12 protein-coding genes are annotated in these 11,538 nt (G+C 70.0%); 3 read left to right on the forward strand and 9 right to left on the reverse strand.

From position 1 onward, the window contains the following. Positions 1-7 precede the first annotated feature (7 nt). The 3 genes from ttcA to H0X90_RS29895 all read right to left on the reverse strand — a co-directional run bounded on the left by ttcA (position 8) and on the right by H0X90_RS29895 (position 2,208). Positions 8-988: a tRNA 2-thiocytidine(32) synthetase TtcA gene (gene ttcA, locus H0X90_RS29885; RefSeq protein ID WP_077189588.1), complete on the reverse strand. Its 981-nt coding sequence runs from the start codon at positions 986-988 to the stop codon at positions 8-10. Further along, positions 985-1,389, reverse strand: coding sequence for a dihydroneopterin aldolase (locus H0X90_RS29890; RefSeq protein WP_006488695.1), 405 nt, complete (start codon positions 1,387-1,389; stop codon positions 985-987). The genes ttcA and H0X90_RS29890 overlap by 4 nt, the downstream gene beginning before the upstream one ends. 75 nt (positions 1,390-1,464) lie before the next feature. Beyond that, positions 1,465-2,208, reverse strand: a complete 744-nt coding sequence (locus tag H0X90_RS29895) for an SDR family oxidoreductase (protein WP_006495477.1) — start codon at positions 2,206-2,208, stop codon at positions 1,465-1,467. 13 nt (positions 2,209-2,221) lie between these two features. Here H0X90_RS29895 and H0X90_RS29900 point away from each other — a divergent pair, with 13 nt between their 5' ends. Both H0X90_RS29900 and H0X90_RS29905 read left to right on the forward strand, forming a co-directional pair. Beyond that, positions 2,222-3,412: a class I SAM-dependent methyltransferase gene (locus H0X90_RS29900; RefSeq protein ID WP_058901868.1), complete on the forward strand. Its 1,191-nt coding sequence runs from the start codon at positions 2,222-2,224 to the stop codon at positions 3,410-3,412. 13 nt (positions 3,413-3,425) lie between these two features. Then, positions 3,426-3,620: a DUF2905 domain-containing protein gene (locus H0X90_RS29905; protein ID WP_069353162.1), complete on the forward strand. Its 195-nt coding sequence runs from the start codon at positions 3,426-3,428 to the stop codon at positions 3,618-3,620. A gap of 54 nt (positions 3,621-3,674) precedes the next feature. Here H0X90_RS29905 and H0X90_RS29910 read toward each other — a convergent pair whose 3' ends face one another. From H0X90_RS29910 to H0X90_RS29935, 6 genes are all read right to left on the reverse strand, one after another. Beyond that, positions 3,675-3,896: a hypothetical protein gene (locus tag H0X90_RS29910; protein ID WP_006484657.1), complete on the reverse strand. Its 222-nt coding sequence runs from the start codon at positions 3,894-3,896 to the stop codon at positions 3,675-3,677. 109 nt (positions 3,897-4,005) lie between these two features. Continuing rightward, a complete protein-coding gene (locus tag H0X90_RS29915) occupies positions 4,006-4,914 on the reverse strand; it encodes a carbohydrate kinase (protein WP_006495474.1) in 909 nt (302 codons plus the stop codon). Then, positions 4,911-6,191 carry an AGE family epimerase/isomerase gene (locus H0X90_RS29920; protein ID WP_034201266.1) on the reverse strand — a complete coding sequence of 427 codons (1,281 nt, stop codon included), beginning with the start codon at positions 6,189-6,191 and terminating at the stop codon, positions 4,911-4,913. The genes H0X90_RS29915 and H0X90_RS29920 overlap by 4 nt, the downstream gene beginning before the upstream one ends. Beyond that, the gene (locus H0X90_RS29925) at positions 6,188-7,207 is read right to left on the reverse strand and encodes a LacI family DNA-binding transcriptional regulator (RefSeq protein WP_006482178.1); all 1,020 of its coding nucleotides are present in this window, start codon (positions 7,205-7,207) and stop codon (positions 6,188-6,190) included. The genes H0X90_RS29920 and H0X90_RS29925 overlap by 4 nt, the downstream gene beginning before the upstream one ends. Before the next feature lie 382 nt (positions 7,208-7,589). Next, entirely contained in the window at positions 7,590-9,434 is a 1,845-nt protein-coding gene (locus H0X90_RS29930; RefSeq protein WP_077189587.1) for a phosphodiesterase, read from the reverse strand. Between the two features lie 222 nt (positions 9,435-9,656). Continuing rightward, the gene (locus H0X90_RS29935) at positions 9,657-10,688 is read right to left on the reverse strand and encodes a bile acid:sodium symporter family protein (protein WP_077189586.1); all 1,032 of its coding nucleotides are present in this window, start codon (positions 10,686-10,688) and stop codon (positions 9,657-9,659) included. Positions 10,689-11,043: 355 nt separating this feature from the next. Between H0X90_RS29935 and H0X90_RS29940 the strand changes: the two genes are divergently transcribed. Continuing rightward, positions 11,044-11,526, forward strand: coding sequence for a hypothetical protein (locus tag H0X90_RS29940; protein WP_034201267.1), 483 nt, complete (start codon positions 11,044-11,046; stop codon positions 11,524-11,526). The last annotated feature ends 12 nt before the right edge of the window (positions 11,527-11,538 follow it).

Genomic DNA, 11,538 nt, shown 5'->3' on the forward strand with positions numbered 1-11,538 from the left:
GCCCTGCTTACAGGTCGTCGAACTGGACGATCGAGATCGGTTTGGACGCGCCCGGCGTCGCGGTGTCGTCGCCCGATGCGCACGGTTCCTCGTCGAACGCGATGTCGCCCTGCGGGTCGGCTTCGCCCGTCGCGCGCAGCGACTGGAACGGGTACAGCGTCGTGTCCATCAGGTGCGACGGCACGACCTTCGCGAGCGCGTTGAACATGTTGTCGACGCGGCCCGGGAAGCGCTTGTCCCAGTCGCGGATCAGCGCCTTCATTTCCGCGCGCTTCAGGTTCGGCTGGCTGCCGCACAGGTTGCACGGGATGATCGGGAATTCGCGCAGCTCCGCGTATTTCTCGAGATCGGTTTCCTTCACGTACGCGAGCGGGCGGATCACGATGTTCTTGCCGTCGTCCGACTGCAGCTTCGGCGGCATTCCCTTCAGCTTGCCGCCGTAGAACATGTTCAGCAGCAGCGTCTGCACGATGTCGTCGCGGTGATGGCCGAGCGCGATCTTGGTCGCGCCGAGCTCGCCGGCCACGCGGTACAGGATCCCGCGGCGCAGCCGCGAGCACAGCGAGCAGGTCGTCTTGCCTTCGGGGACGAGCCGCTTGACGATGCTGTAGGTGTCCTGGTTCTCGATGTGGAACGGCACGCCGACCTGCTCCAGGTATTCGGGCAGCACGTGCTCGGGGAAGCCCGGCTGCTTCTGGTCGAGGTTCACCGCGACGATGTCGAAGTCGATCGGCGCGCGTTCGCGCAGGCGCAGCAGCACGTCGAGCATCGCGTAGCTGTCCTTGCCGCCCGACAGGCACACCATCACCTTGTCGCCCTGCTCGATCATGTTGTAGTCGCCGATCGCCTGGCCGACCTGGCGCACGATCCGCTTGAACAGCTTGTTGTTCTCGTACGCTTCCTTCTGCTCGCGGCGCGTCAGCGCGGGGCGGCCGGTTTCGGCGGTCGTGGCGTCGGCCGCCGTGTCGTTCATGTGGGGGGCGTTCATGCGCGCTCCTCGTCCTTGATGCGAAAGACTTCGACGCCGACGGCGTCGCAGTCCGGATAGGCGTCCGGTTTCTCGGTACGGACGCGTACCGCGCGCACGGCATCGTGCGCCAGCAGGTGCGCGGCGATCGAGTCGCACAGCGTCTCCTGCAGGTGGATGTGGCCGCGCGCCACGCATTGCGCGACGCTCTGCTTCATCAGATCGTAGTCGACGACTTCGTGCAGCCGGTCGTCGACCGGGGTGGACAGCGCGAGCGGCACGAACAGGTCGACGTTGATGACGACGCGCTGCTCGCCGCGCTTCTCGTGTTCGAAGGCCCCGATGTTGATGTGCACCTCGTAGTCGCGCAGGTAGAGCCTGCGGCAATCCGCGAGGCGGGGGTGCAGGAGAGCGGAAAACATGGTCGTCCCAGTCAAATTGGCGTGCGCGCACGCAAAGCGGCGCGGGCGGCGGCGGTCAGGCCGCGCCCGCGCGGTTCATTCATTCGGGCCGGCGGCCGGCGGCACCAGGTGCTCGCCGCCGTCGACGGTCAGCGTCGCGCCCGTGACGCCGGGCGCGCTCGCGAGATAGCACGCGGCCGCCGCGATGTCGTCCGCGTGCGGCGCGTGGCCGCGCACGAGCGCCGCGACCCGCACCTTCGGTGCGAGCGCCAGCGCGAGCGCCGACGTCGCGCGGTTCAACGCGGCCTGCATCAGCGCGTGCGACAGCTGCGCCGGTGCGGGGTGAAACAGCGCCTGATCCAGTACGTGGATCGCGCACGCGCGCAGCGCTTCGTGCTCGCGCGCGGCGTCGGGCGTCGCATCGGCGAGTGCGCGGGCCAGCGCGAGCGGCGCGGTCACGTTGCGCGCGAGCGCGGCGGCGAGCGACGCGCCGTCCACCGTGTGCGCGTCGTCGGCGCCTGCGCTGGCGCTGACGAACACCGCGCATGCGGGCCGGCCGAGCGCTTCGCCGCACGCGGCGACGAGGGCCGCGGCATTGGCCTCCAGGGCCAGATCGGCGTCGAGCACGGCCGCGCGGCGGCCGTGCGCCGCGACTTCGGCGACGAGCGCGTCGGCGGCCGCGCGCGGCGCGCCGTGGCTGCGCTGCAGCGCGACGTCCCAGCCGCGGCGGGCGAAGCCCGTCGCGAGCGCACGGCCGATCGACGCGGCGTCGGCCGCGCTGCCCAGGGCGCCCGTGACGAGCACCACGCGTGGGGTCGACGTATCGGCTGAAACGGTCATTTACAATGCCGGGATGAACCCGAAAGCTCACGAACCCGCTAGTTTACCTGCTCCCGGCCCTGACGCGCTCGCGCAGTCCGAAACCCTTGCCGCGCAACTGCGCGACGCGATCGCGGCGGCCGGCGGCTGGCTGCCGTTCGACCGTTTCATGGAGCGCGCGCTGTATGCGCCGGGCCTCGGTTACTACAGCGGCGGCGCGCGCAAGTTCGGGCGCCGCGCCGACGACGGCAGCGACTTCGTCACCGCCCCCGAACTGTCGCCGCTGTTCGCGCAGACGCTCGCGCAACCGGTGGCCGAGGCGCTCGCGGCGAGCGGCACGCGCCGCGTGATGGAATTCGGCGCCGGCACGGGCAAGCTCGCGGCCGGGCTGCTCGCGGCGCTCGACGCGCCGGGCGTCGAGCTCGACGAATACCTGATCGTCGACCTGTCCGGCGAGCTGCGCGAACGGCAGCGCGACACGATCGAAGCCGCGGTGCCGGCGCTGGCCGCCAAGGTGCGCTGGCTCGACGCGCTGCCCGAGCGGTTCGACGGCGTCGTGGTCGGCAACGAGGTGCTCGATGCGATGCCGGTGCGGCTGTTCGCGAAGGCGGATGGCGCATGGCGCGAGCGCGGCGTCGCGCTCGACGCGCGGCACGCGTTCGTGTTCGACGACCGGCCGGTCGGCGCGGCCGGCCTGCCGGCGGTGCTCGCGGCGCTCGACGTCGGCGACGGCTACGTGACCGAAACGCACGAGGCGGCGCTCGCGTTCACGCGCACCGTCTGCACGATGCTCGGCCGCGGCGCGGTGCTGCTGGTCGACTACGGTTTCCCCGCGCACGAGTACTACCACCCGCAGCGCGACCGCGGCACGCTGATGTGCCACTACCGCCATCACGCGCACGACGACCCGTTCGTGTACCCGGGCCTGCAGGACATCACCGCGCACGTCGAATTCACCGGCATCTACGAGGCCGCGATCGCCACCGGCGCCGAGCTGCTCGGCTATACGTCTCAGGCGCGCTTCCTGTTGAACGCGGGCATCACCGACGCGCTGGCCGCGATCGATCCGTCCGACATCCACGCCTTCCTGCCGGCCGCGAACGCGGTGCAGAAGCTGATCTCGGAAGCCGAGATGGGCGAGTTGTTCAAGGTGATCGCGTTTTCGCGCGGGATCGACGGCACGCTCGACGCGTTCGCGCGCGGCGACCGCTCGCACGCGCTCTGACGAGGCATCCCTCATGTTGCGCTGGCTGATGGCGTCGTTTGTCGCGGTGATGATCCTGATGCGCTGCTGGCCGTGGCTCGGCAAGCTCGGCATCGGCCGGATGCCGGGCGACGTCACGCTGACGCTCGGCGGGCGGCGCTACCCGTTCCCGTTCATGTCGACGCTGGTGCTGACGATGCTGGTATCGATGGTGGCGCGGCTGCTCTGAGCCGCAGGCGGCGCGTCGCGGCCGGGCCGCGACGCGCGCATGACGGCTCGCGCCTTACAGTTCGATTTCGCCGAGAATCCGGTGCGCGAGCGCCTTCGCTTCCTCGAACGCTTCTTCCTCGCTCGAACTCGTCGTGTGAACGTCGTAGCGCATGTTCTCCGTCTCGTCGCCGTCGTCCCGCGCGAGGATCACGTAGCCCTGAAACTCGCCGTTGTCCGCGCGGTGCGTATGCGCCTTGGCCGTATAGATGCCTTTGGTGAACGTGTTCGTGTCCATCGTGCCTCTCCCGCAATAGGACGCTTCATCGTAGCACTGCGGCGCAGCATGGTGAGTGCGGTTTATCAGTGACCGATCAGCGACCGGTCACCGTTCCTTCAACGTCCCTTCAACCTTCGAGCAGCGCGACGACCTCGTCGAGCGTCGGCGCGTGCGCGCCCGTGTGCCGGCACGCGGCGGCGCCGGCCGCCAGTGCGAACGCGAGATGCTCGCGCCAGCCGCGCTGCGGCGCGGCCATCAGGCTGAACAGCAGCCCGCCGATCGACGCGTCGCCCGCGCCGACCGTGTCGGCCACCTCGACGCGCGGCGGGCTGGCTTCGTGCACGTCGCCGTCCGCGTAGAGCGTCGCCGCCTGCGCGCCGCGCGTGACCAGCACGGCCGCCCGCGGATTCAGCGCGCGCACCGCCGCGATCGCGTCGGGGCCGTCGCCGCCGAACAGGTGCCGCAGGTCCTCGTCGGACACCTTGATCAGGTCGGCGAGGGCGGCCATCTTCTCGAGCGTCGGCCGGTACGCGGCCGTCATCAGGTTCCGGCAGTTCGGATCGAAGCTGATCTTCACGCCGCGCGCGTGCAGGTCGGCCGCGAGCGCGGCCAGCGTGCCCGCGAGCGGTTCGCGCACGAGGCTGATGCAGCCGAAATGCGCCCATTTCACGTGTTCGGTCCAGCCGGCCGGCAGCCGGGCGGGATCGAATGCGAGGTCGGCGCTCGCTTCGCCGATGAAGAAGTACGCGGGCGGGCGCGTCTCGTGGACGATCGCGAGCAGCGGCGGCCGCGCGACGCGCTGCAGGAAGCGCAGGTCGAGCCCGGCCGCTTCGCTCGTGTGCCACAGCACGTCGGAGAAGCAGTCTTCGCCGATCGCGCCGGCGAGCGCGCTCGGCACGCCGAGCCGCGCGACCGCGCGCGCGACGTTCCAGCCGGCGCCGCCCGGCACCGACGTCCACTGCGCATCGCCCGCGCGCACCATGTCGGTCAGGATGTCGCCCGCCGACACGAAAGCCGGAAACGTGCCGCCGCTCATTGCGTCGGCTCGCTGCGTTGCGCGCGCGCGAGGGTCGCGAGCACGTCGTAGCAGGCGCCCATCGTGTGATAGTCGGTCTTGCCGGCCGGGCTTTTCTCGTCGCTGTACTTGCGGTTGTCGCAGGTGAGGATTCGATACCACGCGCCGTAGCGGTGATCGACGAAATGCGCCCAGCTGTAGCGCCAGATCTCGTCGTACCAGTCCCAGAAGCGCTCGCTGCCGGTGCGCGCGCCGAGCATCGCGGCCGCCGCGAAGGTTTCCGCCTGCACCCAGAAATACTTGTTGTGGTCGCAGATCGTGAAGTCGGGGCCGAAGCCGTAGTACAGGCCGCCGTGATCGGCGTCCCACGCGTGCGTGAGCGCCGCGTCGAACAGCTCGGCCGCGCGCGGCGCGAGCCAGTCGAGCGGGCGGTGCCGCTCGAGGATCAGCAGCAGCTTCGCCCATTCGGTCTGGTGTCCGGGCTGGAAGCCCCACGGACGGAAGATGTTCGAGCTGTCTTCCTTGTTGTAGTCCCAGTCGATCGACCAGTCCGCATGGTAGTGCTCCCACACGAGGCCGCCCGACAGCGCGGCCTGGCGCTGCGTGATGTGGGTGGCGAGCTTTTCCGCGCGATCGAGGTACGTGAGGTGGCCGGTCGCCTCGTACGCGGCGAGCAGCGCTTCCGTCATGTGCATGTTCGCGTTCTGGCCGCGATACGACGACACGTTCCAGTTCGCCGTCGCGTCGTCCGCATACAGGCCCGCGGCCGCATCCCAGAAGCGGTGCTCGGCGAGTTCGTAGGTGGCGGCGATCAGCGGGCGCGCTTCGTCGATGCCGGCCATCGTCGCGTGCGCGGCCGCGAGCAGCACGAACGCGAGCCCGTAGCAGTGGCGCGTGCCGTCGAGCGTCGCGCGCTTCGCGCCGTCGCGCCAGTCGAGTTCCCAGTCGTAGCCCTGCAGCGTGTCGTCCCAGTGCGCGTCGCGCAGGAAGCGCAGCCCGTGGCGCGCGTAGTCGAGGTGACGCGGATCACCGAAATGGCGGTACGCCATCGCGTAGTTGAAGACGAACCGGCAACTGCTGACGAGGTGGCGCGACGTGCGGTTGTAGATGCTGCCGTCGTCGCGGAAGTAATGGTAGAAGCCGCCCGTCGGGTCGAAGGCGTGGGTCGCGTAGAAGCGCAGCGTGTCTTCGATGTGCGACAGCAGGAACGACGGATCGCGAAAGCTCGCGACGAACGGTGCGGCTTGCGTGTGGGCGGCCGGCGCGGCCGTGCAGGGTTGGACCGGAGGCATGTTCATGATTCGGTGGCCGTTACGGTATCGAGTGCCGGGGAGCCGGCGGGCTGGCTGCTGGCCCGCACGATCAGCTCGACGGGCAGGGAAATCTCGGTGCGCTCGGGCGCTTCGGCGAGCAGCAGCTCGACGCCGCGGCGGCCGAGCGCTTCCTTGTCGACCGCGAGCGTCGTGAGCGGCGGGCTCGCGTGCGCGGCGGCCGGGATGTTGTCGAAGCCGACGATCGCGATGTCGTCCGGAATCCGCAGGCCGCGCGCGGTGCACACGCGCTGCGCGGCCAGCGCGGCCGCGTCGTTGTACGCGAACACGGCTTCGGGGCGCGGGCCCGGCGCGTCGAGCAGTTGCTCCATCGCGCGCGCGGCGCCCGTGTCCGGGTCGAGCCCCGCGTCGATCGTCACTTCGTAGGCGGGATCGAACAGCCGCCCGGCTTCGAAGAACGCGCGCCGGTAGCCGATCGCGCGCTGCGCGATGCTGTAGTGCGCGGGCGAGCCGCCGATGAAGGCGATCCGCGAGCGGCCGGTGGCGAGCAGGTGGCGCATCGCGAGCGCCGCGCCCGTCGCGTTGTCGATGTTGACCGAGCGCAACCCGGGCGCCCACAGGTCGATCAGCACGAGCGGCCGGCCCGTGGCGGCGAGCGCCTCGATCGTCTCGGGCTCGATGAAGCCGGCCACCGCGATCGCGTCGGGCGCGTGCGGACGCATCTGGCGCAGCACGTCGTCGTTCGGGCCGACCGTGAGCAGCGTCGGCACGATGCCGCGCTCGCGGCAGGCGTCCTCGACGCCGTGCAGCACGTGCGAGAAGAACGGGCTGGCCGGAAAGCGGTTGTGCTGGCGGTGCAGCAGGAAGGTGAGCCGGCGGATGCGCGGCCGCAACTGCGCGGGATCGTAGCCGAGCTGCTGCGCGATCTCGACGATGCGCGCACGCGTCGCTTCGGACAGGCCCGGCTGGTTTTTCAGCGCGCGGGAGACGGTGCCGATCGAGACCTCTGCCGCCCGCGCCACATCGCGAATGGTCGTACCCATCGTTCGGGGTCCGGTTTGTTTAGGGTGAAAGCGATTGTATAGTAAAACGCATCGCCGAATTCGGGCCGGATAACCGGGGAATACCCGAAAATAGCGGGTTTTTAAGCGCTAATCTGCGAAAACTCCGTTACTAAAAATACTAAACAAAACGCGAAAAAGGCAAGGTGCGTGTGAGGGCGTCGGGCGGCATCGACGGTGCCGCGGGAAACAGCTTAAGGAGCGCGAGCCGGCGGCGCGCATGAAGGCGTGCTGCCCCGTGGACTTCGCGCGCGACGATGAGGGCCGGCGGCGCAACCGCCGAACCTTGCGTCGCACCGGCATCGGTTTCTTCGCACGGTGCGCAGGCGTCTAGCTGTTCCGTGCGTCCGCGGCGGCGCGCGGTTCAGCCTGCCGCCCCCGCCACGGCCGGCGGTTCGCCGCGATGGCGCAGCGCGGCGCGGCCGGCATCGAGATCGACGACCGCGAGCCCGTCCGGCTGCTGCTTCGCCCGCCGCTTCGCGAGCGCCGCGACCGACGCGATCTCGTCGCTGCCGTAGCGTTTGGCGCCGTGCGCGCCGGCCGGCACGCCGACCGCGCCGATCGCCATCGTCACGAAGCCGAAGAACGCCGGGTTGCCGTGGCGATCCTCGCCGCGCAGCCCGCCCGCCTGCCGGTCGGCCTGCGTGTAGAAGAGCTGCGCGCCGTCGTTGAAGCGCGCGATCGCGTCGGCGGCCCGCTCGCGCCAGTCGTCGCGCTGGAACAGCACGAGGAAATCGTCGCCGCCGACGTGGCCGAGAAAGTCGCGCTGCGGGTCGCACACGCCGGCCAGCACCGTCGCGGCGAATTTCAGCACTTCGTCGCCCTGCCAGTAGCCGTACTGGTCGTTGAACGGCTTGAACTGGTTCAGGTCGACGTAGCACGCATGAAAGCCGGCGTCGCGTTGGAGCAGGCGGTCGATGTGCGCGCTGATCGGGATGTTGCCGGGCAGGAACGTCAGCGGATTCGCGTAGCGCGCGGCCTCGATGCGCATCTCGGTCACCGCGCGCACGAGGCTCTCGCCGGTGCCGAGCCCGACATAGCGGCCGTGGTCGGTGATCACGAAGCCGTCCGCGAGATAGCGCTGGTCGTGGCTCGCGAGCAGCAGCGCGAGCTGCTCGAAGGTCGTCGCGACGTCGATCATCAGCGGCGCATCGTTCGCGAACTGCAGGCACGGTTTCTTGCCGAACACCTCGCGGTGATACGGCAGCGCGAAACGGTCGATGAAGCCGCGGCGATTCACGAGCGCGACGGGCCGCCCGCGCTCGACGAGCGCGACCGCGTGCAGGTCGGGCATCCGGTTGAACAGCTCGAGCACGTCGTTGCTGGTCGCGTCGCGCGGCAGCGCCGGGGCGGGTACGAGCATCTTCCCGGCGATCGTGCCGGCCGGCCGCACCGCGCGCGTCACGCCGGGAAACACCGCGATGTGCGGCGCGCGGATCGCGTCGCGCGCGGCCGGCGCGACCACCCGCGACGGCTGCGCGTTCGGCCGGCCGAGCAGGAAGCCCTGCACGCAGCAGATGCCCATGTCGCGCACGACGATCAGGTCGCATTCGTTCTCGATGCCTTCCGCGATCAGCTGCGCGCCGCTCGCCAGCGCGAAGTGCTGCATCGCCTTCACCGCTTCGAACTTGAGCGGGTCGCGCGCGATGTCGTGGATGAAGAAACGGTCGATCTTCACGACGTCCGGATGCAGGCGCAGCCACAGGTTCATGCTCGCGTTCGCGGTGCCGTAGTCGTCGAGCGCGAACTGGATGCCGGCGTCGCGCAGCGACGCGACCGCCGGCCCGATGTGCGCGACGTCGGGAATCGCGTTCTGCTCGGTGAGCTCGATCACGATGCGCTCGGCGCCGACGCGCGCACGGCCGAGAAACTGGCGGGTGCGCTCGCGTTCGCTGGCGAGCGTGAGGATCGTGCCCGCGCTGAAATTGAGGAACAGCTTGCCGTCGCAGCCGAGCGCCGCGAACGCGTCGAGGCAGGTGAGTGCGGCGGCCCGTTCGAGCGCGATGGTTTCGCCTTCGCGCGCGGCCTGCGCGAACAGCGCGGCGGGTGGTTCGAGGTCGGTGCCGCGCGGGCCGCGGATCAGCCCCTCGTAACCGACGACCGTCCCCGACCCGAGGTCGACGATCGGCTGGAACACGGCGGCGAGCGCGCGATCCGCGATCAGGCGCGTGGTGCGGGCGACAGCGGAATCGGAGGGAAGCGCGGGCATGGGCGAGGGCAGCCGAATCGACGGGACGCCCGACTTAACGGCACCGCTCGCGGAGAATTGAATGAAGATTTCGTGACACGAGGGGGCGTTGCCGGTGCACCGCGCCGGGCCCGCGCGGGCGCGTGGTGCGAAGGGGGCGGACGGGAGGGTGCGTGCGAAAGGTGGAGGGCCGGGTGCGGAAGGCGGAAGGCCGCCACCGGCGGCCATCGCGCCCCCGACGCGTCAGCGCTTGCCCGTGCTCAGCGCCCCCGACGCGGCAGCCGCATCGCCCTCGTCGTGCTCGCCGCTCGTGTCGCGTGCGCCCCAGCGCTGCGCGAGCGCCGCGCACGCCATCAGCTGGATCTGGTGGAACAGCATCAGCGGCAGCACGATCGCGCCGACCGCGTTCGCCGAGAAGATCACCTTCGCCATCGGCACACCGGCCGCGAGGCTCTTCTTCGAGCCGCAGAAGATGATCGTGATCTGGTCCGCGCGGTTGAAGCCGAGCCGCTTGCTGACGAACGCGGTCAGCAGCAGCGCGATCGCGAGCAGCACGAGGTTGACGACGAGCAGGCCGCCGAGCGCGTGCGGCGGAATCTGGTGCCACAACCCTTCGTTGACGGCCTCGCTGAACGCGACGTAGACGACCAGCAGGATCGAGCCCTGGTCGACGAAGCGCAGCACGCCGCGATTGCGGTCGATCCAGCCGCCGATTACCGGCCGCAGCAACTGGCCGGCGATGAACGGCACGAGCAGCTGCATCACGATGCTGCCGACGGTGCTCCACGGCGACGCCGCGGCGGCCGACTGCGACGTGATCATCAGCCCGACGAGCGCCGGCGTGACGAAGATCCCGAGCAGGCTCGACGCGGATGCCGCGCACACGGCGGCCGGCACGTTGCCCTTCGCGATCGACGTGAACGCGATCGACGACTGGACCGTCGACGGCAGCGTGCACAGGAACAGCACGCCCGCATACAGCGTCGGCGTGACGAGCGGCTGCAGCACGGGCTTCAGCGCGAGGCCGAGCAGCGGGAACAGCGCGAACGTGCTGAGCAGCACGACCGCGTGCAGCCGCCAGTGGGTCGCGCCGGCGACGACGGCTTCGCGCGACAGTTTCGCGCCGTGCAGGAAAAACAGCAGGCCGACCGCGATGTTGGTCGCCCAGTTGAACGCATGGGCGGCCGGGCCGCGGCAGGGCAGCAGGCTCGCGAGCACGACGGTGCCGACCAGCGCGAGCGTGAAGTTGTCGGGAAGAAAACGGGGACGGGCCATCGGGAACTCGATTCGGAAACAGCACGGGCGGCAAAGGCGCGCGTCGCGCGCGCGGATGGCGTCATTGTCGCGGTTGGCGATTCACTACACAAATTCATTGTGAGAATCGATTGATGAATCTGTTGCATGCAATGGCGTCCGCCACACCTGTCCGGCCTCACGCAAAACAGCAGAAGAATGTTCTGTCGCGATCGCGCCCCGAAGTGAAAAAACCTAGCAGTAACATGGTGTTACACCGATGCCGGCGACATAACACTTTTTGGCTCGACACACTTTCCGCCCGCTCATAAATTACTGCTGAAAGCCTTGGGTCGGCCGAAAGGAGCCGACGGCGGGCGTCGATGGGCACGGAACGATGACGGAACGGGTGAAACGGAAGATCGGACGATGGGTGGCAGGCGTGCTCGGCACGCTGCTGATGCCGCTCGCGCTCGCCCAGCCGCCCCATGGCGGTCACGGGTTCGGCGGCCACGGCTTCGGTGGCGGCGACATGCGCGCGTACGGTCAGGCGGCCGCCGGCGGTCCCGTCTGGCGCCGCGCCGCGCCGCCTGCCGGCGTACGTCCCGGCGGCGTCAGCGGCTCCGGCTCCCGCTGGGGGCTGCGCCCGACGCCGTCGTACGGCCATTACGCCGCGCAAAGCCCGTATCGGCCGATCAGCGCCGAGGTCCGCCAGATGCCGCGCCCACCGGGCGGCGGCAACGTCCCGCTGCGCGCCGGTTCGATCCGCGCCGACGTCGCCCGCTACAACGAGGAGCGCGGCGGTCGTCCGATGCCGCCGCCCCGCTCGCAGGAAGAGCCTGCGCACTCGCCGTTTTTCTCCCCGTTCTACCGAAACTGAGCGCCCCGGCGC

Source organism: Burkholderia sp. 9775_39 (genome assembly GCF_015712225.1).
Taxonomy (GTDB): Bacteria; Pseudomonadota; Gammaproteobacteria; order Burkholderiales; family Burkholderiaceae; genus Burkholderia; species Burkholderia cenocepacia.

What these genes read in the sequence shown, in the direction of transcription:
- H0X90_RS29925 (WP_006482178.1), bottom strand. Translation starts at nt 7,207, where the DNA reads ATGGGTACGACCATTCGCGATGTGGCGCGGGCGGCAGAGGTCTCGATC.
- H0X90_RS29920 (WP_034201266.1), bottom strand. Translation starts at nt 6,191, where the DNA reads ATGAACATGCCTCCGGTCCAACCCTGCACGGCCGCGCCGGCCGCCCAC.
- H0X90_RS29940 (WP_034201267.1), top strand. Translation starts at nt 11,044, where the DNA reads ATGACGGAACGGGTGAAACGGAAGATCGGACGATGGGTGGCAGGCGTG.
- H0X90_RS29935 (WP_077189586.1), bottom strand. Translation starts at nt 10,688, where the DNA reads ATGGCCCGTCCCCGTTTTCTTCCCGACAACTTCACGCTCGCGCTGGTC.
- H0X90_RS29905 (WP_069353162.1), top strand. Translation starts at nt 3,426, where the DNA reads ATGTTGCGCTGGCTGATGGCGTCGTTTGTCGCGGTGATGATCCTGATG.
- H0X90_RS29890 (WP_006488695.1), bottom strand. Translation starts at nt 1,389, where the DNA reads ATGTTTTCCGCTCTCCTGCACCCCCGCCTCGCGGATTGCCGCAGGCTC.
- H0X90_RS29915 (WP_006495474.1), bottom strand. Translation starts at nt 4,914, where the DNA reads ATGAGCGGCGGCACGTTTCCGGCTTTCGTGTCGGCGGGCGACATCCTG.
- ttcA (WP_077189588.1), bottom strand. Translation starts at nt 988, where the DNA reads ATGAACGCCCCCCACATGAACGACACGGCGGCCGACGCCACGACCGCC.
- H0X90_RS29900 (WP_058901868.1), top strand. Translation starts at nt 2,222, where the DNA reads ATGAACCCGAAAGCTCACGAACCCGCTAGTTTACCTGCTCCCGGCCCT.
- H0X90_RS29910 (WP_006484657.1), bottom strand. Translation starts at nt 3,896, where the DNA reads ATGGACACGAACACGTTCACCAAAGGCATCTATACGGCCAAGGCGCAT.
- H0X90_RS29930 (WP_077189587.1), bottom strand. Translation starts at nt 9,434, where the DNA reads ATGCCCGCGCTTCCCTCCGATTCCGCTGTCGCCCGCACCACGCGCCTG.
- H0X90_RS29895 (WP_006495477.1), bottom strand. Translation starts at nt 2,208, where the DNA reads ATGACCGTTTCAGCCGATACGTCGACCCCACGCGTGGTGCTCGTCACG.